The 24,736-nt window shown below is 43.9% G+C and carries 29 protein-coding genes, 1 tRNA gene and 1 pseudogene; 2 read left to right on the top strand and 29 right to left on the bottom strand.

The genetic code is table 11. From position 1 onward, the window contains the following. Nucleotides 1-81 precede the first annotated feature (81 nt). From EST42_RS11675 to EST42_RS05965, 24 genes and pseudogenes are all read right to left on the bottom strand, one after another. Nucleotides 82-402: a transposase gene (locus tag EST42_RS11675; RefSeq protein WP_483414633.1), complete on the bottom strand. Its 321-nt coding sequence runs from the start codon at nt 400-402 to the stop codon at nt 82-84. Between the two features lie 70 nt (nt 403-472). Continuing rightward, nucleotides 473-2,287, bottom strand: coding sequence for an oligoendopeptidase F (pepF, locus tag EST42_RS05870; protein WP_134644629.1), 1,815 nt, complete (start codon nt 2,285-2,287; stop codon nt 473-475). 39 nt (nt 2,288-2,326) lie between these two features. Next, the gene (locus tag EST42_RS05875; protein WP_134644630.1) at nt 2,327-3,361 is read right to left on the bottom strand and encodes a competence protein CoiA; all 1,035 of its coding nucleotides are present in this window, start codon (nt 3,359-3,361) and stop codon (nt 2,327-2,329) included. Nucleotides 3,362-3,459: 98 nt separating this feature from the next. Further along, the gene (locus EST42_RS11560; RefSeq protein ID WP_425335775.1) at nt 3,460-3,585 is read right to left on the bottom strand and encodes a hypothetical protein; all 126 of its coding nucleotides are present in this window, start codon (nt 3,583-3,585) and stop codon (nt 3,460-3,462) included. A 30-nt stretch (nt 3,586-3,615) separates the two neighbouring features. Beyond that, entirely contained in the window at nt 3,616-4,062 is a 447-nt protein-coding gene (locus EST42_RS05880) for a hypothetical protein (protein ID WP_425335776.1), read from the bottom strand. An 88-nt stretch (nt 4,063-4,150) separates the two neighbouring features. Next, a pseudogene (locus tag EST42_RS05885) lies at nt 4,151-5,511 on the bottom strand (family 1 glycosylhydrolase). Between the two features lie 292 nt (nt 5,512-5,803). Further along, nucleotides 5,804-6,553 carry an adaptor protein MecA gene (locus EST42_RS05890; protein WP_134644631.1) on the bottom strand — a complete coding sequence of 250 codons (750 nt, stop codon included), beginning with the start codon at nt 6,551-6,553 and terminating at the stop codon, nt 5,804-5,806. Between the two features lie 225 nt (nt 6,554-6,778). Next, the gene (gene spxA, locus EST42_RS05895) at nt 6,779-7,177 is read right to left on the bottom strand and encodes a transcriptional regulator SpxA (RefSeq protein WP_134644632.1); all 399 of its coding nucleotides are present in this window, start codon (nt 7,175-7,177) and stop codon (nt 6,779-6,781) included. Nucleotides 7,178-7,519: 342 nt separating this feature from the next. Continuing rightward, on the bottom strand, nt 7,520-8,632 hold the full coding sequence (locus tag EST42_RS05900) for a toxic anion resistance protein (protein ID WP_134644633.1): 1,113 nt from the start codon (nt 8,630-8,632) through the stop codon (nt 7,520-7,522). 3 nt (nt 8,633-8,635) lie between these two features. Then, nucleotides 8,636-9,412 carry a 5-bromo-4-chloroindolyl phosphate hydrolysis family protein gene (locus EST42_RS05905; RefSeq protein WP_134644634.1) on the bottom strand — a complete coding sequence of 259 codons (777 nt, stop codon included), beginning with the start codon at nt 9,410-9,412 and terminating at the stop codon, nt 8,636-8,638. Between the two features lie 131 nt (nt 9,413-9,543). Beyond that, entirely contained in the window at nt 9,544-10,368 is an 825-nt protein-coding gene (locus EST42_RS05910; RefSeq protein ID WP_134644635.1) for a WxL protein peptidoglycan domain-containing protein, read from the bottom strand. Between the two features lies 1 nt (nt 10,369). Continuing rightward, nucleotides 10,370-12,328: a WxL domain-containing protein gene (locus tag EST42_RS05915; RefSeq protein ID WP_167711124.1), complete on the bottom strand. Its 1,959-nt coding sequence runs from the start codon at nt 12,326-12,328 to the stop codon at nt 10,370-10,372. Between the two features lie 11 nt (nt 12,329-12,339). Next, the gene (locus tag EST42_RS05920) at nt 12,340-13,449 is read right to left on the bottom strand and encodes a WxLIP family cell surface protein (RefSeq protein WP_167711126.1); all 1,110 of its coding nucleotides are present in this window, start codon (nt 13,447-13,449) and stop codon (nt 12,340-12,342) included. Between the two features lie 102 nt (nt 13,450-13,551). Further along, nucleotides 13,552-14,283, bottom strand: coding sequence for a WxL domain-containing protein (locus tag EST42_RS05925; protein WP_134644638.1), 732 nt, complete (start codon nt 14,281-14,283; stop codon nt 13,552-13,554). 246 nt (nt 14,284-14,529) lie between these two features. Continuing rightward, entirely contained in the window at nt 14,530-15,114 is a 585-nt protein-coding gene (locus EST42_RS11115; RefSeq protein WP_245150413.1) for a hypothetical protein, read from the bottom strand. A 63-nt stretch (nt 15,115-15,177) separates the two neighbouring features. Next, nucleotides 15,178-15,621 (bottom strand): helix-turn-helix domain-containing protein, encoded by a 444-nt coding sequence (locus EST42_RS11120; RefSeq protein ID WP_342365134.1) that lies wholly within the window; start codon nt 15,619-15,621, stop codon nt 15,178-15,180. A 50-nt stretch (nt 15,622-15,671) separates the two neighbouring features. Then, nucleotides 15,672-15,938 carry a hypothetical protein gene (locus EST42_RS11125; protein WP_245150414.1) on the bottom strand — a complete coding sequence of 89 codons (267 nt, stop codon included), beginning with the start codon at nt 15,936-15,938 and terminating at the stop codon, nt 15,672-15,674. Nucleotides 15,939-16,203: 265 nt separating this feature from the next. Next, nucleotides 16,204-16,287: transfer RNA gene (locus EST42_RS05935), tRNA-Leu, on the bottom strand. A 55-nt stretch (nt 16,288-16,342) separates the two neighbouring features. Beyond that, nucleotides 16,343-16,855 carry an antibiotic biosynthesis monooxygenase gene (locus EST42_RS05940; RefSeq protein ID WP_134644639.1) on the bottom strand — a complete coding sequence of 171 codons (513 nt, stop codon included), beginning with the start codon at nt 16,853-16,855 and terminating at the stop codon, nt 16,343-16,345. A gap of 85 nt (nt 16,856-16,940) precedes the next feature. Next, nucleotides 16,941-17,351: an iron-sulfur cluster biosynthesis family protein gene (locus EST42_RS05945; protein WP_245150415.1), complete on the bottom strand. Its 411-nt coding sequence runs from the start codon at nt 17,349-17,351 to the stop codon at nt 16,941-16,943. A gap of 89 nt (nt 17,352-17,440) precedes the next feature. Further along, the gene (locus EST42_RS05950) at nt 17,441-17,860 is read right to left on the bottom strand and encodes a hypothetical protein (protein WP_134644640.1); all 420 of its coding nucleotides are present in this window, start codon (nt 17,858-17,860) and stop codon (nt 17,441-17,443) included. Nucleotides 17,861-18,036: 176 nt separating this feature from the next. Next, nucleotides 18,037-18,762 (bottom strand): CPBP family intramembrane glutamic endopeptidase, encoded by a 726-nt coding sequence (locus tag EST42_RS05955; protein ID WP_134644641.1) that lies wholly within the window; start codon nt 18,760-18,762, stop codon nt 18,037-18,039. 1 nt (nt 18,763) lies between these two features. Beyond that, nucleotides 18,764-18,958, bottom strand: a complete 195-nt coding sequence (locus EST42_RS05960) for a hypothetical protein (protein WP_134644642.1) — start codon at nt 18,956-18,958, stop codon at nt 18,764-18,766. Nucleotides 18,959-18,960: 2 nt separating this feature from the next. Beyond that, entirely contained in the window at nt 18,961-19,800 is an 840-nt protein-coding gene (locus tag EST42_RS05965; RefSeq protein WP_134644643.1) for a Cof-type HAD-IIB family hydrolase, read from the bottom strand. Nucleotides 19,801-19,979: 179 nt separating this feature from the next. On the opposite strand from EST42_RS05965, the gene mscL reads away from it, so the two are divergent. Together mscL and EST42_RS05975 are read left to right on the top strand one after the other, a co-directional pair. Continuing rightward, on the top strand, nt 19,980-20,375 hold the full coding sequence (gene mscL, locus EST42_RS05970) for a large conductance mechanosensitive channel protein MscL (RefSeq protein WP_134644644.1): 396 nt from the start codon (nt 19,980-19,982) through the stop codon (nt 20,373-20,375). 217 nt (nt 20,376-20,592) lie between these two features. Next, on the top strand, nt 20,593-21,237 hold the full coding sequence (locus EST42_RS05975) for a deoxynucleoside kinase (RefSeq protein ID WP_134644645.1): 645 nt from the start codon (nt 20,593-20,595) through the stop codon (nt 21,235-21,237). A gap of 148 nt (nt 21,238-21,385) precedes the next feature. Here EST42_RS05975 and EST42_RS11405 read toward each other — a convergent pair whose 3' ends face one another. The 5 genes from EST42_RS11405 to EST42_RS05990 all read right to left on the bottom strand — a co-directional run bounded on the left by EST42_RS11405 (nt 21,386) and on the right by EST42_RS05990 (nt 24,724). Then, nucleotides 21,386-21,520 (bottom strand): hypothetical protein, encoded by a 135-nt coding sequence (locus tag EST42_RS11405; protein ID WP_280633878.1) that lies wholly within the window; start codon nt 21,518-21,520, stop codon nt 21,386-21,388. A gap of 191 nt (nt 21,521-21,711) precedes the next feature. Next, a complete protein-coding gene (locus EST42_RS05980) occupies nt 21,712-22,389 on the bottom strand; it encodes a LysM peptidoglycan-binding domain-containing protein (RefSeq protein WP_167711128.1) in 678 nt (225 codons plus the stop codon). Between the two features lie 11 nt (nt 22,390-22,400). Next, entirely contained in the window at nt 22,401-22,529 is a 129-nt protein-coding gene (locus tag EST42_RS11410; RefSeq protein ID WP_280633879.1) for a hypothetical protein, read from the bottom strand. 405 nt (nt 22,530-22,934) lie between these two features. Further along, the gene (gene glpK / locus EST42_RS05985; RefSeq protein ID WP_134644647.1) at nt 22,935-24,440 is read right to left on the bottom strand and encodes a glycerol kinase GlpK; all 1,506 of its coding nucleotides are present in this window, start codon (nt 24,438-24,440) and stop codon (nt 22,935-22,937) included. Nucleotides 24,441-24,538: 98 nt separating this feature from the next. Then, nucleotides 24,539-24,724 (bottom strand): 2-hydroxymuconate tautomerase, encoded by a 186-nt coding sequence (locus EST42_RS05990; RefSeq protein ID WP_003609051.1) that lies wholly within the window; start codon nt 24,722-24,724, stop codon nt 24,539-24,541. Nucleotides 24,725-24,736: the final 12 nt, after the last annotated feature.

A 24,736-nucleotide genomic window follows, 5' to 3' on the forward strand; every position in this document is an offset into this window, starting at 1 on the left:
TCGATATGATGGAACTTGTCCTTGGGTTAGCCACATAGCTACTTTATTTTCATCCGTAAATCATTCAATCATACGACCTGATCAAATGCCTCGAGCGTATGCGAAAAGGACCAACTTAAGTAATAGACATGGGTGATAAGGATATCTTCCCGTCGTGTACTCACCCGTAAAATCCAATGATTCTACAAGTTGGTTAATCTGATATGCTGGGTGATTTTCTTCAGGTTCATATGCAGTTGGAATATCCAACATTAGCTGATTCATGCTATAATTTGTATACACTATTTGGTTCAGTCCTTTCGAGGCAGAAACCGTAGACGTTGAGTGGCTACTCAAGGTCTTTTTCTTTGCCTTTATTACTACTATTATACAAAAAATCAGGCGCAAACCCTTGATATACATGGGTTTGCGCCTGATTTCATTTAAAATATTGAGCTGGGTTTTGTCCCAGCCTCTTTTTAATAATCATTAGTTATTCCGCAGCTAATTCCGCCACCAACGCTTCAAATTCGTCCAAGCGTTCTTCGAAGACTTTGAATGTGTCACGCAAGTAATCTGGCTGAGTCATATCAAGGCCTGCCTTCTTCATCACATCGATTGGGAATGCAGATGATCCGGCCTTCAAGTATTCCTTATAAGCCGCCACAGCCGGTGCCCCTTCAGTCAAAATCTTGTCGGCCATTGCCGTCGCAGCAGCAAAACCAGTACTGTATTGGAACACATAAAAGTTGTAGTAGAAGTGTGGAATACGCTCCCACTCGTGCGCAATTTCATCATCAAACGTCAAGGCTGTACCGTAATAACGTCGGTTAAGCTCACCATAGGCCTCATCCAAAACATCTGCCGTCAAAGGCACACCCTGCGAATCGGTAACGTGCATCCATTGCTCAAACTCTGCAAATTGGGTTTGACGGAAGACTGTTCCCTTCACGCCGTCCAAGTACTGATTCAAGATATACGCACGCAACTTCTTGTCCGTCACCGTCTTAAGCAAGTAATCCGTCAACAAGTTTTCGTTGGTCGTTGACGCAATTTCTGCCAAGAAGATTGGGTAATCGCCGTAATAATAAGGCTGATTTTGGCGAGTCAAATATGAGTGCACCGAGTGACCCATTTCGTGAACTAAAGTGCTCAAATTGTTCAAGTTATCAACCCAATTCAACAAAATAAATGGGTTTGTATCGTATGAACCACCTGAGTAGGCCCCTGAACGCTTGCCCTTATTCTCAATGACATCAATCCAACGATTATCAAAAGCCGTATTGACGACTTCCAGATAATCTTCACCCAATGGTGCCAACGCCTTTAACGCTTCAGCCTGAGCTGATTCGTAATCAATCGTAAAGTCAGGTTCGCCCAAAATTGGGGTATACAAGTCGTATGAATGCAACTCGTCCAGCCCTAACAATTGCTTTCGGAGGGCAACGTAACGATGCAACAACGGTAACGCCTCATTTACTTCGGCAACCAAGGTATCGTATACCACTTCTGGCACATGGTTACCAGCCAAAGCAGCTTCACGCGCATTGTCATAGTTATGAACAGCAGCCATAAAGTTATGACCCTTCACGTGACTTGCAATCAAAGATGCAAACGTATTTTCAAGTGAGACATATGACTTGTAAAACGTTTGGAATGCATTTCGACGCACTTCTGGGTCAGTCGACTCCAACAAACGTGAATAAACCCCGTTTGATAACGTCTCCAGTTCACCATCTTCGTTGGCAACCGCCTCAAACTTAATATCGGCATTATCCAGCACACCAAACGTCCGTTCTGAAGCCCCAAAAACATCCCCGGCAGCAGCTAACAATGCTTCTTGATCTGGCGTTAAGACGTGGCCTTGTTGCGTCAGGATGCTCTCGAAGTAATGCTTGTAAACACCCAGCTTAGGTTCTGCTTCAAAAAAGGCCGTTAATTCAGCTTCTGAAAGTGACAAAACAGCTGGATCGAAGAATGCAATGGCCGCAGAAACACGTGCCGCCAAGGCTTCAGCTCGATTGCTCAACCCTTGATAATAAGCGTTGGCTGTATCTTGGTCTGACTTCATTGAAGCATAGACATACAACTTTTCTAAGTCACGCATCACACCCAAGCCGTATTGCAACGCATTGTACAAATCTGTACCAGACGTCGTTGCTGATTGGGCGAAAAAGTCCGCTGACTCTAATCGATCGGCCAATTCTTCAAAGGCATCTTCCCACGCTTCATCAGAAGTAAAAATCGTCTGCAAATTCCAAGTCATTGACTCGGGCAATGCATCTCGTAATGGTAATTCTTTGGCCATTGCTCGCCACCTCATTTCAAAAATGTTAGCTTTATTCTATCACTTACTGACAACTGTATGCACGTGAGAACGTAATTCTCGTAATTTTTGATTGAAATCTGCAAACCAATGCACGTTCGTGACCAAACACCAGCGGTCATTTATTAATTGCACGACCCCCATCGACTGCCATAACGCCAATAACTGGTTTAACCAAAGCTTCGCAACAGTACTAGCCGAGCTGGCTCCAAACGCGAACCATTCAGCCTGTTTAACCATCGTTAGTAATTGGTCAACATGGCAAGGACCCTTCTCTAGCCTGCTGACCAATTGTGTGGCTAGCATCCAATGAGCTGTCTTTAAACCGCCTGGCAATGGTTTGCTAATATGGCAACAAATCGGAATCCCGGTTACCGTCCGTTCCTGCTGATAGAGTTGCTTCTGTAGTTGTCTGATACGCCGGTCACGCCGCACAAGTTGTTGTTGGATTTTTGCCAATTGACGAATCGGATCAGCATAATCATTACGCCCAACGTGTAGTCGACCATCAACTGTCCACCATTCACGCCACTGAATACCGGCTTTACCACGCCATAACGCCACTTGTAGTGTATCTTGTCGAATGCGTGCAAACTTTGCCAGTGTCGCCTGTTGTAATTTTCGCTGCTGGTAGGTCAGTCCCAATACCCATACAACATCTAACCCCAACTTGGCAAAACCAGCGGTACGACGTTGCACCCGTTCGGCACTGATTGGTGCACATTGAAATTCAATTGCCACTTGTCGATTGTCAAACGTCACAAGCAAATCCGGTCGTTGTTGAATCTCAGGTAGCCAAGGCTCCAACACCACTCGACCACCAATACCTTCAAAGAAGTCAACCATTGCTAATTTTCCCAGCAAATGAACCGCCGATTCACCTTCAGCCAATGCCTGACATTTTTGTAAGCTTATATGTGCAAAATGGGGGTTTTTCAGTCGTCCTTTTTTCACTGTCACTGGGTTCTGACACCCGGGACAAACATAGTTACGTTGTTTATCAGCCTTATCCGCAGTCATTAGTACGCTTGTGCCGAACGTTTGTGCAATGTACATCTCATCACCTCCACCAAATATAGACGCACGTCACCAACATTTGTCCAAAAATAAAAAAGCATCACTCAGAACGAGTGATACTCTTATCAAGATTAGATTTAGTTAGCTGGGTTTTCTTCCAACTTTTCAATATCAGCGGCTGATGGTTGTGAATCAATTTGCTCTTCAGCAAGCAATACCTTGTCGTACTTGAGGGCAAATGGGTAATACATGAATGCTGTCATCACAAGCATAACCGCTTGCCACAACGCAACTTACCAACCACCGACAATCAAACCTGACACGATCGCTGGCGTCGTCCATAGCACATACATACCGTTAAATGGTGGAATAATGACCATTGCAATCACGGCATAAGTCGCAAAACCTGAAACCGATTCCGTCACAATGTGTGCCACGTTATCCAACGTCAGCTTACCAGCCTTATACAAAGCCAAGTTATCAGCGTTGCTTGCCAGTAGCAATGGCGTCATAATACGAAATGACGGGTTGTTTGCTTGCATGAAAATTGGACCTAAGCCAATCTGATTTAAATAATCTTGGACGTCTTGAATTGGGAATTGTCCCAAAATTAAGAAGACTGCGCCAATAACAATGAATGGAATTGGGTAAAGCATTCCATTCTTAATTGCCGCAACTGCCTTCGTGTTAACGAATTTCATAACTGGCGGCAACAACTTTTCATTGATGAAATTATTCATGTTGTTTCCCTCTACTTATTTTGTTTCGTTACTTGCATGTCATCACCAATTCTCAATTTGATTAACCTACCCCAAATCCTCTCTCCTTTCAGACAATCACGTGCTGGTACCACTTAAATGAGTCTTTACGATAACGGGCGCCCGACCCCCGGCCCATGTCATCCAGGTCGACATAAATGAAGCCATAATGCTTCAACATTTCAACCGTTGAAGTCGACACAATGTCAATTCCTGACCATGGTAGATACCCAATTAGCGGAATGCCATCTAAGACAACCACCCGCTCCATCGCTTGGATATGCTCTTGGAAATAAGCAATGCGATAATCATCGTGTGCTTCATGCTCTGGGGGTCAATTCGTCATAGGCACTAAAGCCGATTTCGACGATAAACATTGGCTTATGCCAACGATCCCACATCCAGTTCATTGCCCAACGAACGCCGACTGGATCAATTTGCCAGCCCCAGTCTGACTTTTGTAAGAATGGGTTGGCACCGTGATTTGCTTCCTCATCATATGCCAACTATTCATCACCAGTATTGGAAACTGTCCAAGACATATAGTATGAAAAGTCGACATAATCCACGATATTCTCAGCCAAAGTCTTTGCATCCGCAGGTGTAATATCGATTTTGAAACCCTTGTGTGCCCAGAACTTTTTTATCCAGTTTGGATACTGACCCGTTGCATGGACGTCACCCCGGAAATAACGCGACTGCATCGCCCATTCTGCCATCAAAATATCTTCTGGCTTCGAGGAAGCTGGATAAACTGGATTCATAGCAATCATATCGCCGACCAGTAATTCGCATCCCATCTCACGTGCGATTTCATGGGCTCGCTTTGTCACCAATGCGGATGCCAATAATTCATAGTATGAAGCTTGATACATCAGTTCTTGCGCTTCGTCTGCTTGATAATCAATCAACGCTGAGTTTTGCAGCATCGGATGAAGATCCATCCAAGACGTTTGATTCTTAATTTCATTGAAGGTCATCCAATACTTGACACGATCCCCATAACGTAACACCACTGTATCGGCAAACTTCAAGAAGAAATCAATGATTTGACGGTTACGGAACCCATCGTACTTCTTAACCAGATGCAATGGGGCATCTCGAAGTGATTTAACGTGATGACTGGCACGATGTCATTTTCACTCATCACATCAATCATTTTGTCATCATAAGCCAATCCGGCTTCATTTGGCGTTCCTTCATCAACTTAAAGTCTTGTAGGTATGACTCGTAAAAATTAATGCCTCGGTGGTTCAGATAGTTACCATCCGGTAAAACTTCATCTGTTACTTCACGGGGCATCCTATTTTTGCCGGCCAACATCACATCTGCAATCGTCACACCCTTGCCACCGACATTCCAGGATCCTTCGGCTTGGTGCGCAGCAATGGCACCACCCCACAAGAAGTCACTGCCTAATTTAAGTCCCATGTTATCCCCCGTACGCATTTTTAGAACAACAAAGCCGGCTGTCAGAATAGTGCATACCGGCCGCTTCGTTGTAACAACTATATTACAGTTATATTTTGTAAAAGTTTCGAATAATGAGAACTATATGTGGAAGTGGCGGGTTCTAGTCTGTGAATAAGGTGGGGGTATTTACAAAAATCAGGCTTTTCACTTGGGCGATGAAGGCGTTTTCTTTTCTGGCGGTTTTGATTATCTCTGCACGAAAAAAGCCGAACCGACATTTCCGTCGATCCGGCTTTTATTAAAAACACTATTACTTAAAGAATGACAAAAGCTGCGTTAAACCATTCTCACCAAAAATTGTGTGACCATGTTCAGCAAGTACTTCAGCTGCCACTGGCGTAACTTCACCGTATTCGCGAGCCACAGCCGTAATATCTTGGGTACCAGCCTGTGAAACTGACTCATCAAATGACAGCTCGACATAATAGTCCTTGTTGTATTCGATGACCTTTGAGTCACCAACTTCTTCTTGCATCATCTTTGCAAATTGGATAATTGCTTCAAAGTCCTTAAACTTCAAAATAACTTGACGACGACCTTGCTTATCACGCGCCAATTCGCGTGCTGCATTAACCATCTGATCGGCAGCCCGTGACTCAGCCGCGGCACGTTGTTGACGAGCTTGGGACTTTTTTTTAGTCCCATCTCCATCATTATCTAACAATTGCTCTAATAAGCTATCAGAAACATCATCGTTTACATCACCAGCATCGCGATTGCCAAACATTGAGTTGATAACGCCATCCATCATGGCCTTATCCCCAACATTCTTAGAGATGAACAACTCCAAGCCGTTACGGTTTGGCAATACTTGGAAGGTAACCGCCTCATTATTTTCGAAATCGTGCTCGACATCAACTTCTTCCAAGATATTGTAGAAGAAACGTTCAATTTCTTCTTGGTTGCCCAGCAAGTCAATCACTGAAATACTGCGCTCAGCTAGATCATCGTTGGTCACCACCACTCGAATTGTATCCTCGTTAATGCGTTCCATTTCCATTATGGGCACCCCTTTCCTTCCCAGTCTGCGGGAATCTAGCTTTGCTTACTATTATACCAAATTTCCGAAATAATAGTCGATATATTAGCATTAACCACGTACGTTCAGGGTGTACTAACCCACCCGTTATGTTTCCTACCGCACCCCAGTATAAACAAACGTGACATGAAGGGGTAAAAAAAGACCATCGTAATGGTCCTTTTATGTATAGTGGATATGTTTGCTTTACAGGTCAGCCAAAGCTGTTGCTCGGGCCAACTCAGCTTGTCGCACCTCGTGTGGCAAGAATCGACGAATCTCGTCTTCGTTATACCCAACCTGCATCCGCTTCTCATCGATCATCAAGGGACGCTTGAGCAAGGCTGGTTGCTTTTGAATCATTTCGATTAGTTCACCCAACGATAAGTCGTCAAATGAAATATCTAATTCAGAAAAAAGTTTTGACCGCGTTGAGATAATTTCTTCGGTACCATTTTCCGTCATACGCAAGATGTTCTTAATCTCATCTCGTGTCAATGGCTCTTTGAATACATTACGCTCTTTATAGGGAATTGCGTTTGATTCTAGCCAGGCACGCGCTTTGCGACATGATGTACAACTAGGTGATGTATATAACGTGACCATATTTGCCCCCTTTCGGCTGCTACGGCGTTACTGCTACCTATGGCTACAATTATAGCCGTCTAGTTGTGAACATGTAACCCCTATTTTCACGAAAAATTGCGAATAAATCACAGTGCTATGACAGTCACAATGTGCTATCCATGACCAATTATTAAAAATAGATTAAGAAAAATCCATATGAAGCCCACCAGCTTTTATAGCAAGTTATTACGATTTATCTAGGCTTTAATATGCAGTTTATATCGTGTCAAATATTTTGCTTATACAACCTAGCTATTACAGTATTCTATGAATAGCCTATGAAAAAAGCTGGCCGATTGTCATATTCGGTCAGCTTTTTTATTAATTCACATTCTTACGTGGTGCCGATTCGTCAGCCATTGCCAGGAGTTTTTGCTTTAATTCCGTTTCCATTTCCTGCATCTTCACTTCTGCATCGGCCCGCTTCTGACGGCCATCACGCTGAATTTGCATGGTCTCTTCAATTGTTTCGATCAAATTAGCTTGGGTATTTTGTAAGGTTTCAATATCAATAACCCCGCGTTCGTTTTCCTCCGCAGTTTCAACGGCACTTTGTTTCAACATCTCGGAATTTGCTTGTAGCAACTGATTAGTCGTATCAGCAACCGCTCGTTGGGCCGCCACAGCATTCTTTTGCTTCAACAAAGTTAATGCAATGGCAACTTGGTTCTTCCATAATGGAATAGCTGTTGAAATCGACGATTGAATCTTTTCAGCCAATACTTGGTTGGTTGATTGAATTAAACGAATTTGCGGTGCTTGTTGCAAGGCAACTTGACGCGTTAACTTCAAATCATTGCTGCGCTTTTCCAAGCGTTGTTCAAACTGCACCAAATCTTGTACCTTTTGGGCATCTAATTGGTCACCTGACGCTTGCGCAACTTCCCGGGCAGCGGGTAATTCGCGATTACGAACATCACTTAACTTTATCTCAGCACCCGCAATATAAACATTGAGTTGCTTGAAGAAATCTAAGTTTTGTTGGAACAAACCGTCAAGCATTTTGTTATCGGCTAACAAAGTCTCTTTATGGCGATCAAGTCGCGCCGCAACATTATCAACCTGAGCACCAATCTTCTGATATTTAGCAGTAACTTCATAAATTGACTTTTGAGCCCGCCTAAAGACACGTGCAAAGAAACCTTGCTTCTCGGGAATCAATTCGTTGGGATTTGCTTCACTCAAGTTTCCCATCAGTTCTGTCAAAGCATCTCCAATCGGACCGACATCTTGATTCTGCACCCGATCCAAGACACCCTGTGAAAAATCAGTTAAATTCTTTTGGGCGTCAGAACCATAGGTCAAGACAGAATCCGTAGCAGACATGTCAAGGGTTTGCGCCAACTGCACCGCTTTAGCTTTTTCGTCTGATGTTAATGTATCCGTTAATTCCGGCGTGCTTGTTTCAGGTGTTTTTACTAACTCTTCCGTCATGGTTTATTTCCTCATTGTTCGTTTTGCTGTATCCAATTGATCTTGCAAAGATGTAATATCATCACGCGTGATACGGCGATAATCTTGCTGGATTTGGTCGGCTAATTGGCGCAACACATCTCGGGCCGCTGCTAACTGTTGTTTATCAGATTCATCAATCATTTCATGGCTAATAATGTCATGATACGTCATCAAAATCTTTTCCATATTAGGTAGATGTGTATAAACAAAATCGTCTGCATCCGTCAGCTGCGTTGGATCGTCAGCAAGTTCTTTGACGACGCCTCGGGCAAAACGAATCACCTCTGTCTCTGACGCAATCTTGCGTAACCCATTTGTTTCTGTTAGCAAGCTTTCGATATGATTAACGCTGTCGTTAGCCCGGTTGAAAACCGCTTTAAAAACCGTTAAATCACGTTTATTAAGTCCTTGACCATTAATTTTAAGTTTTGTTTCGGTGGCAGTCGTTAGTTTAGCTGGTATTTTAGTCTGGCCAATTAATACCTGTCGTGCACCAATAACAGCTACCGTCAAAACCGCTTGTAACAGCCAACTAACACCTGAAAAGGACCAAGTTGCTGCAATTAGTGCGAGCGGTAAAATCCAGCGTAGGACCGTTTTAGGCGCCACAAATATTGAAATCAGTAGGCCAGCAGTGAGGGCTAAAGTCGCTACCGCTTGGACGGGCGAAATTGCCCCGACACTAATAAACAGCGCCAGAATGGTCAGCCACTTGCCACGTCGTAATTCCTTTTTGGATAGTTTTTCTAAATCAAACATCTTTATTCCCCTCATCGGTTCTAGATTTTATTATACGGCTATTAATATCGCTCTGTATAGCATTTTTACATCGCACCCGTGATATCACAAAAAGCCCTTAGCGACGCACATCACTAAAGGCTACTCGTTGACTATTTAACTTTAACATTATTCGTAACAGTTTGATGCAGTGTCTTACTAACAAACCGTGTCGTGACCTGATAGTCACCTGGTTGATACGTGTGTTGATCCAGCGTCATGGTTGCCGTGACATTAGGTGCCAATTGCTTACCTTGTACCGCTGACTTATGTACCACGTGTCCCCTGACATTCTTCACGGTTTGCGTCACTTTCACCTGATTGACAAACTGGTTCGCCTTATTCCCGATACCAATACCAATTTGACGGCCCACCGCCCGTGCTTGTAAATTAACCTTAACTACTTTTTTCGTTTGCCCCGTGTGTAACACAACACCTAAAACGTAGGCATAGCGATTGGCTAACATTTGCTGGTGGCTGTGTTGCCGCTGCGCCGTTACTTCCTGAAAATGGAGACCACCGGCAATCACACCGTTCCCCATTGACTTTGGCAACCGTACCTTGACGGTCAAACGACGCGTCTGGCCAGCAGATAATTTAAGGCGCTGGGTACTTGTCGCCAATTTATCAAACCCTAGCCGCGGGTTAATTGCCTGACCAACAGTGCGATCATAGACAACATCACCAAGCGGATTTGTCCGCGCTGGTTCAGGAATCATTTGGACCACTTTAGCTGTTTGCGTTAAATTTTTAATCTGCATTTTCAGGGCAACCACTTCGCCCGGGTGCGTCTGCAAATCATAATAACGCGCCGTTTTATCAAGTTGCGCCTTCATCGGCTGTGGCGTCACAGCAAATGGTAACCCATCTGCCGAAACGGGTTGCGTTAGGAAACCCATGGCCAGCACGAAGCCTAATAAAATCATTTGTTTTGTCATGTTATTTATTCCCAACCGTGTCCAATACGGTCCACGTCAAATCTGCTGTGTAGTTACCTTGCTGCGCACTACCACCTGGGATAGCCAACTTGACAGCCTGATCCACATCTCGGCCGTCTGTTTGGCCCAAATCAGATTGGCCACCAAAAACCGCCACCCAAGTACCGGGTACGTTTGCTTGATTTGTCGTCATAATCGTTGCACTTTGACCAAATGCCACCGTTTGATTATCAACAACGTTCCCCGTCAACTTTCCCGGCGTAGTAGCCATTTTAGCATTTTCAAACGATAATGACGCTCCCTGCAGTGGCTTGCCCGTGGCCTTGTTTTTCAGCGCTGACGTCGCTAGTTGGAGCGTCCAACCACCCGCTCGTGCCCGTAAATCAGATACTTGCGCGTAAACCGGTGCAATCAATGTACTATGTGCAGTATCAGCGAATTTTTGTGCACTCGCAGCATACATTGTTGCTTGACCTGAAATTTTTTGCTTCCCAAAATCCAAAGTTGAGGCATAGTCGACTGTCAAGATGCCAGATTGTTCCTTACCCACCGGCGTATCCGTTCCTGGAATTAACGGGCTTACTGGCTTAGTATAGTCGGGATCAAACGGATTCAACGGCTTGTTAACCAACGGTGCATAGGTCACGATAATGGTATCTTTATCTCCCAACTTACCAGTAACCGTTGCAATATCTGGCTTATAACCCACGATATCCGGTGGGGTCACAGTATAATCATCCCCGTCGTAACCCGACTTTATGGCAGAATCAAAATAGGTTCCCAGTTGCGTCGCATATTGATACTTAATCGTCACCTTGTTTTTTTTTGCATACGTTAAGTCGAAGTGATTCATATCATCATCACTGTTGGCAATCGTAAACTGTTGATAATTTTTGCGGTTATCACCCGTAAAATCATAGCCATCTACTTTAGGTGCAACATACACAAAATTAGGATCAAATTTGGCAGTCTTACTTGCCGCATCAACATCAGCATCACTTTGAACAACCGTCACCGTACTTCCAACCACTGCCGGCTTCTGGCTAGGATTAAAAACCGGTGCTTTAAAATCGCTCGCATCAACCGTCGTTTTTGCAGCGACACCGTTAAAGGTTGCCCGAACTGTTCCATACTTCACGCTAAATGTCTTCATATTGACGGACATAGTCGAAGTTTGATTACCCGTCGAACCAAAGACAGAGAATCCCATATTGCGGGCCACCGTCACTTTTTGCGTCCAGGTCTTTCCATCATAACCCGTTACCGTGATTGTACCAGCTACTTGCCTGCCATCACTGATAACTGATGTCGGTTCCCAAGCAAATCCGACATCATCACCGCCGCGACTTAGACTGACGTTTTGCGCTTGGTCATTGGTATCGATGGCTTGCAATTTACCCGCACTGTCAGTGTGTCGGAAGGACGCATATTGCTTCGAATTAACACCTAGCGACGTGCCGATGTTCGAATCACCCATATCCGAGTTGTAGTAAAAATCAATTCCCCAGAATATCGCATTTGAGAATCCGGTTTCCCCGTTCTTACCGATTCCCAAGTACTTATTTGGTGAACCATTCCCCATTTGCGATGGGTCATATGGAGCTAAAATCATGCCCAACGCATCTCCGGCTTGACCAAAAATGCTATTACCACCAGAACTCGTTTTAAATCCACCTTTGAAATTAAACGACGATGTCATATCAATCTGATACTTAAAACTCGCTGACCCGTATTGATTAGAGCCCCCGTTGGTCAGCTGCGCCCAACCATTTGCAAAACCAGAACTCGTACCACCTGGCAAAAAAGCATTCGTCATCTCATCGACACCAGAATAGTTGGCAACCGGCTCACCAATTTTAGTTGCCGTTTGTAAATCCTGGACGGTGACAGTTGCCGCCAACGCTGGTGCTGCATAGCTCGTCAGCGAGACCGCCAGCGTTGCTATCATGGTCTTGATCATTCCCTTCCTCATTAGTTTTGCTCACTTTCTTCCTCATCATCACGACGACGCTTCCATAGAATAAACCAGAATGCTGTAATCAAAATTGCCAATAGTACAGCCAGCAAACTCCACCAATTAAAGGCATCCTTGACTGTAAAGTCCGCCTTGTTGTATTGCGTTGCCTCTGATCCGGTAATCGTAAATGTCTTTTCAAAATGCCAACGGTGAGCAAACTTTGTCGTCTTCGCGGCATCAGTAAATTGATAGCCACCCCGATCATCTTTTTGACCATACGCCGTTAAATCTAGGACATACTTGCCCGGCTTTATTGCTGCACCGTTTGCATATGCAATCGCCAGGTCAAAATTTGAATTTGGTGCCATTTGCTGATCCGTATTCGTTTGTGATAATACCGTCTTATCACTGTCAGCCTTTTTAATAATGGCGACGGTTGTAAAGTCATTAATAAACTTTGCCAACGGATTTTGCAAATTTGCCTTAATCACATTACGAGCGTTAACTTGACCAGCAGCCACTGTATGCAACTGCAAACCAGACCGTTGAATTTGATTAAATGTAAACGGTGTGTCTTTTTGTTGTCGCATAAGAACGGCAATTTGGAAGGCATAGACATTTTTCACCGCCAGGCCGGTACTTGCTGTCTGGGCATGTTGTTGTGAATCCTTGTCGCGGAAAGTGAAAGCACCCGACGAAATACCCGTTAGCCCGGCTTGTGGTACTGTAACATGTGCCGTTACCTCCTTGGTTTCACGTGCCGCTAACGCCACATTTTGCGGTACCGTAATCATGTCCTGCATCTTTGCTATTAGCGATGGGTCTAGTTTCTTTTGATCACCCTCGTAATCAACCTCGCCACCACCGTTCGTTGTTGCTGTTGTCACATCAGCATTCACCGTGACGGCATGATCCGTATTATTTGTATACTTAAGTTTTAAATCCTGGGTTGCACCTGGATTAACCATTAAATCAAAATAACCCGCCTTTTTTGCAAGCTGGTTCTCTGGTAATTCTGGTACCACTGAAAAGGTGTAAACGCTTGCCTCTGTCGTCTGACTGCCACCAACAAGTAGACCAAGCGTTGCCAACATCATCAGGCCTAAAATCTTACCAATTTTCATTTTCTCTGTTCCCCCTCTTGATATGTAAAATCCCACAAACGTCATCGTTTGTGGGAGCAATGTCTTTTTCGCCAAAACGACGATTCATATATGTGATTTTACCTAGTCAACACTGCCTGCTGGACGTTCTGCCAACGTCCATTCCAATGTTGACGTATATGCTGCGGCACGCTTCGTCGTCGCACCTGGCACCGCTAATGAAATTGATGAATCTGCCGACTTATCATCCCCAAATCGGTCAACCCAGGTTCCTTGACCTTGGTTAGCTGCTGCATCAACAATTGACTTTGATACACCAGGTGTCAACGTGAACTTTGGTGAAAACTTACCTGGTATTCCCGCCGTTGTACTTGAGCTGGCAACCAAGTTAGCATTGTTAAATGTCATCGTCGCCCCAGTCAACTCATTCTTGCCGTCGTTAAACTGTCCCAATTGTTTAACTGACAAGTTCCAGCCGGCATCAGTTCCACGGTTATCTGTTACTTGTACATAGTTAGAACCAGTGTGCCCATCTGCAAACTTTTGTGCGGCAGCTGTATAAGTTTGATCAGTTGACGCAATCTTTTGTGTTCCAAAATCTAAGCTTGATGCAAAATCGATTGAAAGTGGTCCAGCTGTACCAGGATTTGGGTCTTTTCCATCAGGCTTCTCAGGCTTTGAAGGCGTCGGGTTATCTGGATTGTCGGGATCGATTGGTGCCGTTGGATCCGTTGTTGCTTCAAATGTTACCTTTGCGTTACTTGAGTATACGGCTGAGTCAGCAAATGCTGAAGGTGCCAATACACTCAATGCCAATGTAGCCGTCAAAAATGTTGTTACTGTCTTCTTTGTCATTTTTCTTTCCCCATTTTTCGTTACAAGTACTTTTGTGAAAACGTCCTCCTGTTTTCGACACGTTTATGGTAACACAGCGGGAATGTACTTACAACATGTAAGTGTTTTTCTTAAAAAGAAATACGTTCAAATGCACGCTATGACTGGCTATTCGGTAATTCCATGTCGCTCGAACCTGGTCGTAAAATTTTGCGCTTTCAACTCAGAAAGTCGGGACCGCAATTGTTCAATTTCTTTGACAATCGGTTAATGTTGCCAATCAAATCGATAGCGCCTATCCACACCGGTCAACATAGCATCTGAAATCACCAAATCAACGTCGTCCTCGAATCGATTGGTAAAGACAATATTAAATTCGACCATTCCGGCAATCATTCGCTGCAAAATGACTTCTAACCCTGGACGATACGTAATATCAATATCAACCTTAATCGACGGGAAAATCACTGCCGGATCAAAATGCGCCACGAATGCTGTAAAGAGATAACTATAAAATAACTCTTCTGCTTCACGAACCGGTTGCTTAACAATCGGCGCTATCTCACGACTGACATTAAGCGCCATCTCAACTAAGACTGGATACATCCGGTAGGCTTCACATAAATCAAGCCGGCGGCGATGACCGCTATCACGGGCATACAATTCAAATGTCAGGACTAGCGCAAATAGATCACGTTTAATTTTTTCTGCACTCACTGTCGACATTGGCGCATTAAAATATTGCTCATGATACTGCCCAATTACACCAACAATGTCGGTCAATCGGCGTTGTAACATCGGTGTCAGGTTGCCGGACCAATTAGTTTCCCCAACAATATTCAACGCAAACAAATAAAATAAGGTTTCACGAGCCTCATCGAAAGTCTGAGCCTCATTAATCGTATCGTGCGTTAATTAGTCAGCAACCATCTTTTGAATTAACGATTGGGTTAACGCATCCATTTGATTATTTGGTCGCAAGACATTATCCAAATTGTGTGGATCGATAAAATGCCCGGTACGCACACGTAATGTCGCAATCGTATAGTAAAAGCGTAACGCAATTCGTTTTGAATCACGAATATACGACTTTGGCATAATCGCAGCGGCTAACTGATCAATCCCGGCATCTGCATGGATTTTCAGGTCCTTGACATACGGAAACTCACAATCACCGAAAAAACGTAACGCGGGTCGATAAAAAAAGACCCGAAAGGCCGATTCATCTCCAATAAAGCGGTACTCATCATCAATGCCAATACCAAGTGGCGCCAAATGTTTCACCACATAGCGTTTGATGTTGTGGGTGGTGCTAACCTTTATCAGAAAGCTTTCCGTAAAATCTTCGTATGACGTAATCGTTTCAAAAACACTTCTTTAATAAACGTCCAATAAAGTGATTAACGTAATTAGGCCAACATCACAGTGTCCATATTAACGTAACACGATATCGTCACGTGCAACATTTTATCGTCTTGTTGTACTGACAACAACGGTTCTTCTTTCTCATCGTAAATTGTCTTTAAATCTTCAGCTAACTGGTGGGCAACGGTGATAGTTAAGTCCTTTGACCAGCCAAGCGCTTGTCCTACCGTTTTAACTGAAATATCGGCTGTCATTTGCTCTCTCAAAATCGTTAACAGCTCGATTTTTTCATTCTCTTGCTTCTCCAGCATCTACTGCATTACCTGGCATCCTCCCTTAAAATGCCTCATACCACACCTATTATATGGGGTTAAGTAATTATCCGCGTGCTTATTTTTTGCCATTTTTGCGATTTAGAAAAATAACGTTCGATGATGTATTGTTGTAGCAAATGGGTCGGTATTTGTAGTAAATTTACGGTAAATCACGGTAAAAACAACCTAAACATAAACAAAGAAAACCCCGTTATATCAGTGTTTAAGCCGATACAACGGGGGTTTTAAATATTAATAAGAATGCCGCTGACAGGAATCGAACCTGCACGGGATTGCTCCCACACCGACCTGAACGGTGCGCGTCTGCCAGTTCCGCCACAACGGCATATCAATAACAGTAATAACTATACCAGATTATTAGCCCTTATTGAATACTTTTATTAAAAGACTTGCTTTGAGAAAGCTGCAAAACTATATTGTTTGCGCATCAAACCATATAGTGAATTGCTACTCTCATATTGACGTAGTGGGAAATCTTTCTTAGCTTGCCAATTTTCCCAATCGGTCTTCATGTTCCACGTTGACAACATCACAATTTGATGTGAATTATCGTTTCGTTGTAATAAATAAGAACTAATAAAGCCTGGCTCTGTCATGCCTTCTTCATACGCCTTGTAACGTCGAATAAAATTATCGCGCTCCATATCATTTAACGTGATAAACGTGAAATTCATCCAACCACGCAAGTCGCTAGTATCGCCACGTGCGGCCAGAATTTCATACGTAGTTGGCATCGCAAAAATTGACTTCTTATTAGTGGTCTTTTCAAGCAACTGGTAGCGTTCCTTGTCTTCTTCATCTACGGTTAGCAGTAATTTGTGATCAAGGTGTTGGTTGCGGACGTCTTGTAGAACAGTTCGAGACCCAAACGTTACATGTAAATACTCTGTCATATTTTTATCCTCCATGATCGTTCCCCTAGTATAGTTACTATTATAGTCACTTATCATGAAGAATGCGCTGACAAACTATTGTTTTTTAGTGGATTTCGGGTCCATTTTGATTAGCATCATATGCCGCAATGTCAACGGAGGTTGCATCCTTAATTGCCACACTCTCGACCAAACGCCCTTCTTCTACTGAGTCCAAAGCCAACCCGCCGAAGTTATTTTTCTTGCGTAATTGCATCTTATCAGCAAGCAACGACTTAGACGTAGCCTTGATATACCAAGTACCTGCATTCGTCTCAACTGGCATGTCAAACCATCGTTGATATGGCGCATCGTTGTTAACAATGTTAATCGTGAAACTGGTTTCCATCGTAATGTCCAACGGATCATTGTAAGGACTGATGCCGTCTTCAGCTGCTAGTAAAACCACTTGTGTCTTGGGATCAAAATTACTCATCAAACGATTCATCGCATAATTATCTAGTTCAATATACATCATACTTACCTCGCCTTTCTATTATCATCATAGAATATTTATCAGCCTAACTGTGAAAAAAAGGCCGGTCAACAATGGCCAGCCCGATTTCATTAGTTGTTACCTTCAGCTTGTTGACGAGCGATGTAGCCGCGTGAAGTTGTTTGTGCGAAAGGTCCATTTACCATTTGCATACGCATACGCAAGTTTTGTTGCACGTTTTGGTTAATCGTTTGTGCGACCAATGGTGTGACATCAGCAGGTACTTCTGAGTCTACCTTCGTACGGATTTGACGAATCAATTGGTAGAAGTCCTTACCCTTACGCATCACCAATTCATTTTCAGCAGCCTCGAAAGCGAAGTGTGCGTCATCCGTATCCTTGTTGTACACAAAGTCCATGAATTGTGATGTCACAGCGTCGTTCTCGTAGTTATCTTCTTCCCCTTGCCAAAGGTTTGCCGTCTCTGTCAAGTATGCTTCAACGTCAGCTGGATCGACGTAAATTTCCTTTAAATTAACCATGAATGCCATGTGCAAAATCCTCTTTTGTCCGTTTTTATATTAAATATACTTACTATTTACAAGTACTAGTTTATATAATTGTACCGCTTCTTGTACTGAGAAAGGGAGTGTCAAAGACACCTTTTGTGTTGCGTTTTCGAAACACCAAGTACATGCAAAAAACGGCATCAAAATGCCGTTTTACCTTAATGATGCAAAGCCATGCTAATTAAGCTAATGGCCGCAATACTATTATTTAGCATATGTGTCAGCATTGAATACTGAATTTGCTTGGTCTTTTTGTACACAACCGCCAACGCAATCCCCATAAGTGAATACTGGAGCATTGGTAAAAATTGGAATTGTTGGAAGACGTGAAAGTACCCAAAAAGGACACCAGAAATCACCACATTCAGCCACCACGGTCCATCTTTAAAGAAATAATTTAAGATGACACCACGGAAAATCAGCTCCTCGACCAACGGCGCTACTACAACAGCTAACAGGATGACAAATAGTAGCGAGGCGCCACCAGACTTAGCCATCGATTCCAACGCGGCCTGATTCGTCGCCGTCACCCGACCACCCGTAAATGCATATTGCAACAGGGCTGACACAGCCCCAGCTCCCAAGATCATCAGGTAGCCTTTACCGACCCAACCGATCTTTTCACTTCTAAACGGATGAAAGCCCGTTTTAGGCGCTTCTTTTCGAACCGCAAACAGCATCACCAACACCGTAATTGTCGTAAATACAGCCACAAAGAACAGCATCAACACTATTGGTAAGATACTATTTTTTGACACGCGAAGCATACTTGCGGCACCACGGTTAGCAAACATTCCCGACACTTGAATGGCAAAATCCAGGATGATACCGGCCACAATCCAAATTAAACCGTTACCGATATTGCGAAGTGTTTCCTTTTTCATGCTAATCGTCATCCTCCTTTTTCGGGCGCAAGGCCATTGTTAAAAGCGTCATCAACACTGTCACCGCCACAAAGGTCAAAATGAACACGATGATTGACAGCCAAAGTGGCCACGTAAACGTTTTCGCTATGTATGCTAACCCGATGAACAGTACCATGACAACGGCACTGGCACCAACCTGAATCGCTAATCCCATTTCTACTTAAAGTCCTTCAGTACGTATTTTTCAAGAATTTCTGCAATTGCACCTTCGTTATTTGTACGTTCAGTGACAGCCGCAGCGGCCTCTTGCACCGCTGGAATACCATTGGCAACACTAACCCCCAAACCAACCGCTGTCAACATTTTGAGGTCGTTGTTATTATCCCCAGCCGCGATAATCTCGTCTCGCTGAATACCCAATTTTTCACCAAGCAACAACGAAGCTGACCCCTTATCAACGCCCTTCGTATTAAATTCAACATACCGTGAAGATGAAAAAGTTGCTTCAACGGCATCCGCACCAACCGCAGCTAGGACTGCATCCCGAATCTGTTCGCGCAACGCTTGATCAGGATGTTCAAAGATAACTTTCATAACAGGCAGTTCGTTCGCTAAGAATGTCAAATCATCGCTTACCATTAATTCGTAAGGGACACCGCGTTCAGCCATATATTGTTTATCAGTTGGTGAAATATTGTAAATAAACAATGTGTCAACCGTATAAATATGAACGTCGACTTGGTCATTGACCAAACCCGCCTGGAAAATCCGCGCAGCTAATTCGCGGTCCATGCCCCGCGTCAAAAGCACTTGATTATTCTTATTTTCAACAATCGCTGCCCCATTATATGAGATTACATACTGACCCGCTTGATCGTACAACCCCAACGTCTTTAGCAACTCCTGCACCGAGTTAAACGAACGACCGGTGTTTGGCACGAACTTAAAGCCGTGGGTCACAGCCATCTTGATTGCCGCCAAATTATCTGCGTGTACCGTACCATCATCGTTTAATAGTGTTTCATCTAAATCAGAAACCAACATTTTGTAAACCACTGTAAATCCCCCCTATTATTCCAATAGTCATTGTATCAAAGAAAGACCGCATTTCGACCGTTTTATTAGAAATATGCCTTTTTCTCAAAATTTTGTTTATGTGGTTAATCGTTATTACTTGCTGTCCCAAATACGGTACAGGTATAATTATCTTATTAAAGAATACAGGAGAGAATATTATGCGTAGTTTTATGAACGAATTCCGTGATTTTATCATGCGCGGAAATGTGATGGATTTAGCAGTTGCCTTCATTATGGGAGCTGCTTTCCAAACTGTTGTTAAGTCAGTTGTTAATGATTTGATTATGCCACTTGTCGGTATCGTAACTGGATCAATTTCATTTTCCGCTGTCGTTTGGCACATCGGCTCAGCAGACATCAAGATTGGGGCCTTCATCTCAACTTTGATTACGTTCTTGTTGACAAGCTTTGCTGTCTTCCTCATCTTGCAGGGTGTTCGAAAGGCACAAGCTTTGGCAAGCAAGGAAGTTGAGGAAGAAGAGGAAACGGTTCTTGAAACTGAATTGGGCGTTTTGCAAGAAATCCGTGATTCTTTAGCAACAAAAAAGGACTAATTCCGAACGTTGAATTTCGTCACACAATAGACACATACATTTAACTTTAAAACAAACGCCTGTCTACCGCGGTTTGAGCCGGTATGGTAGACGTTTTTTATTTGTCAAGACGTTGATATAATTTCAAAATTTGGCTAAGATAGTTATCAGCAAATCAAACACAATTACGGGGTTTGATAATAGAAAGATACAAAATTCTGAAGGAAGAAGGACTACCATGGTGATTATCACGGCAGGTATGATTGGTGTTGGTAAGACGACATTGACTGATTTGATTGCAAAGCATTTGGGGACGCAAGCATTCTTTGAACCCGTTGGGGAAAACCCAGTGTTACCACTTTACTACGCTGATCCAAAGCAATATGGATTCCTATTGCAAATTTACTTCTTGAACAAGCGCTTTGCGATGATTAAGAAGGCCTTGACCGACGACAACAATGTCCTTGATCGTTCAATTTATGAAGATGCCCTCTTCACACAAGAAAACCACCGCGAAGGAAACATCTCTGATGCTGAGTTGGATGTCTATATGACCTTGTTAAACAACATGATGTCTGAAATCCAAACTATGCAAAAGGGGCGCCCTGATTTGATGGTTTTCGCCGACGCTGACTTTGATACGATTTTGTACCGTATCAAGAAGCGTGGTCGTGATTACGAACAATTTGAAGATAACGACGAACTTCGTAGTTACTACTTCAAGATGTGGAGCGCTTACCAAAAGTGGTACGAAGAGTACAACGCTTCACCTAAGATCAAAGTTGACTTGCAACAATACGACTTGGAAGAAGCTGACAACCGTCAAGCTGTCTTAGACATCATTGACGTACGTCTCGCTGAACTTGATGCAACTATTAAGTAATCGCTAAAAACGCATCCACGTGGCTGATATTAGCCACGTGGATGCGTTTTTTGGTTAGATTTTGGTTAGATGTTGTATAAGCCAATGAAGTTTGGCATAAAGTTAATTTCATCAACCGTTTCAATCTGGACATTCTTACCTGGTGCGGTCACTGCCACATATTGAACACCGTCAATGTAAATCGCAACGTGCCATGAAGCCCACGGTCTCCCCAGAATAATAAATCACCCGGTTGTGCAACTGCCATCACATTAACCTTGGTCCGAACATCAATCGTTGCCACGTGAGATTCTTCCGAAACTATGTAAAAAGGTAATGACAAGCCAGCATCTTGGTATACCCAGGCAGCTAAACCAGATCAATCAGATCTGGCTGGTGTTTTACCACCCCAAACATAAGGACTACCTTGTCCCACGTACTTCAAGGCAGCTGTCACAATTGTTTGGCGCTGGGTCTCCGTTAAGCTACCGCTAATTACGTCTGTCTAGTCGCCTGGGGTGACTGGCAACACGGCATTTGCGTTGTGTTCGCGGCCGTGTTATCCACCGCCGTATCAACCGGTGCCGTTGGTGCAACTGAACTAGCGTCTGAAGAAGATTCTGTGACAGACGATGATGTCGCAACTGAAGTTGATATCGACGTGTCTGGCGCGCTCGAAACTACAATCGTTGGCGCCGAAGACGATATTGATGGGGTCTCCACGTCAATATCCTCACCCATGGTATCTGCAACATCTGCAGCTACGACCGTCTGATAATCGTTAGCTGTCGCTTCTGATATCGATGTTACTTCACCTGAAGCACTCTTAACCGGCGACATCACTTCGGACAAAATAGCCATGTCACGTGGGGCAAAAATTATTTGGCCGACTTGCAGCATCGTTAAATCAACGTTTGGATTAAGCGCGATACTTGCCTCGGTTTGAACACCGATTGCTGCCGAAATGATCCCCAACGTATCACCGTCTTGGACTGTATAGCGAGTTGCATCAGTTGGACTGGCAATTGCCTTGGTCGCTTCTGAAACCACAGCCTGCTCAGCTGACGTCGCTGGTGCAGTCGCTACCATTGCGCTAGTTTCATAGGCACTTGGTGCCGTATAAACGTATGATGCAGTTACCGGTGCCGTTGACTGCATAACTTCATCTGCCACAGACAGGGAAGTTAACGTGTCCAGCTCGCTAGCTGCTGCGACCTCTGCATGGCTGTCGAAAACTGCTTAACGTACTTGGTGTCTTGTATCATGTTTGCTAATTGATCAACGGTCGCTTGAACCATTAGTACTTGTGTCATCGCAACCACACCCAAGGCGCGACCCATGCAATACTTACTTTCGTTGGTGTTTGTCCCATACAAATGACTTCTCCCGTGAAAAATGACTTATTTACTTACTAAGAATAAAACGATTAAGAAACTCTAAAATAATTCTTGTAAGTGTCTATCATACTTTATTTCAAGCGCCATTTTCACCAACCGGCATTATCAGGGTGCACTTTATATTGTTTAGTTCACCAGACGTTATGTAACATCTGTCACACCCATCCGCGCTTATTAACACAATAAAAAAGCGTCTATCTAAGAAAACCTGTCACAGGATCACTTACTCGGGGACGCTTAGCAATATACCAACTAAATATTAGTTAACATATTTTTGGTTATTAACAATTTACAAAAAGATCACTTTTGAAAGCTAATTCGTTATGGCAAAGGGAACATACGTGCGGCTTCCACAGCGCGGTGCCACCCTTGGTAAGCCGTTTTCATTTCTGTTTGCCGATCAGCCACCGGTTGTTTGATATCGGAGGCAGTAACATCTGGTAACTGTGCCAAATTATCCCAGAAACCAACCCCAAGACCAGCCAAATAGGCTGCGCCAAGGGCAGTTGTTTCAAGTTGTTCTGGTCGTCGCACGGGTACGTTAATTAAATCAGCTTGGAATTGATGCAAATAATCATTAGCCGCCGCGCCACCATCAATTACCAAATTAGCGACCTTTAAGTTTGTGTCTTGCTCCATTGCTTCCAACACATCACGCGTTTGATAAGCTAAGGACTCGAGTGTTGCACGGACAACATCCCCCTTGCTCGTTGCGCGAGTCAAACCAAACATAGCGCCACGTGTTTTCTGGTCCCAATAAGGTGCACCAAGGCCCGTGAAAGCTGGCACTAAGAAAATCGGCTCCGGGTGTTGCTCACGTGCTAACGTCGCTAAGTCAGCCGTTTCCTTGGCACTGTTTACCAATTCTAGGCCGTCACGTAGCCATTGAATCGCCGCCCCGGCAATAAAAACAGACCCTTCTAATGCATAGGTAACTTCCCCGTTCAAGCTGTAGCCGATGGTTGTCAACAAACCATGTTGCGACGTTGAAATGTCCGTGCCAGTGTTCATCACAATAAACGACCCCGTCCCAAAGGTATTCTTCACATCCCCTGGTGTAAACGCCTTATGGCCAAAGAGCGCTGCCTGTTGGTCACCGGCAATACCGGCGATTGGCACTTGAATACCGAAGAATGCATAATCAGCCGTATAACCAAACAATCCCGAAGAGTCTTTCACATCAGGCAACATACTTACTGGGATATTAAACTTCTCTAGCAACTCCGTATCCCATGTTAGCGTGTGGATATTAAACAACATCGTTCGTGAGGCATTTGAATAGTCAGTTGCGTGCACAGCCCCATTCGTCAGCTTATACAGCAGCCAAGAATCGATTGTGCCAAACAACAAATCACCAGCTTCAGCACGGTCACGCGCACCCGGCACATTGTCGAGTAACCACATAATCTTCGTAGCTGAGAAATAGGCGTCAATCCACAAGCCCGTCTTATCGTAAACAAAATCAGTTAGTCCAGCTACTTTTAGCGATTCAGCAATCGCATCACTTTGCTTCGATTGCCACACAACGGCTGGTGCAATTGGTTCACCCGTAAACCGATTCCAAATAACCGTTGTTTCACGTTGGTTCGTTAGACCGATACCGGCAACTTTATAAGGTGGCACATTAGCCTGAATTACCACTTCAGCCATCACTTGACGCGCATGGTCCCAAATAATCTCCGCATCATGTTCAACCCAGCCTGGTTGCTTAAAAATTTGTGGCAACTCTTTTTGTGCCGTTGCCACGGCCTTACCATCTGCGTCAAACAAAATCGCGCGAGTACTTGTCGTCCCTTGATCCAACGCCATAATATATTGATCAGCCATACATAGCTCCTAATTATCGTTTTATATCTCACATATTCCCAACAATATGCGAAAAAAGAGGAGTGGTATTAAAATACCACTCCTCTCATTGTACGCAATTACTTTTCAGAACGCAAAGTACCGCCGTCCATAAAACGGTCCGCACGCATTTCGTTTACAATCACCTTGATTGCCTCACGTGGGGCTCCAGTATTCTTTTCAACTGCTGCCGTAATATCAGCCATCATTCCCTTTAGTTGCTCATCCGAGCGACCTTCAACCAGTTCTACGTGTACAAAAGGCATTATTCTTTCCTC

The organism is Weissella cibaria, assembly GCF_004521965.1.
Classification (GTDB): Bacteria; Bacillota; Bacilli; order Lactobacillales; family Lactobacillaceae; genus Weissella; species Weissella cibaria_A.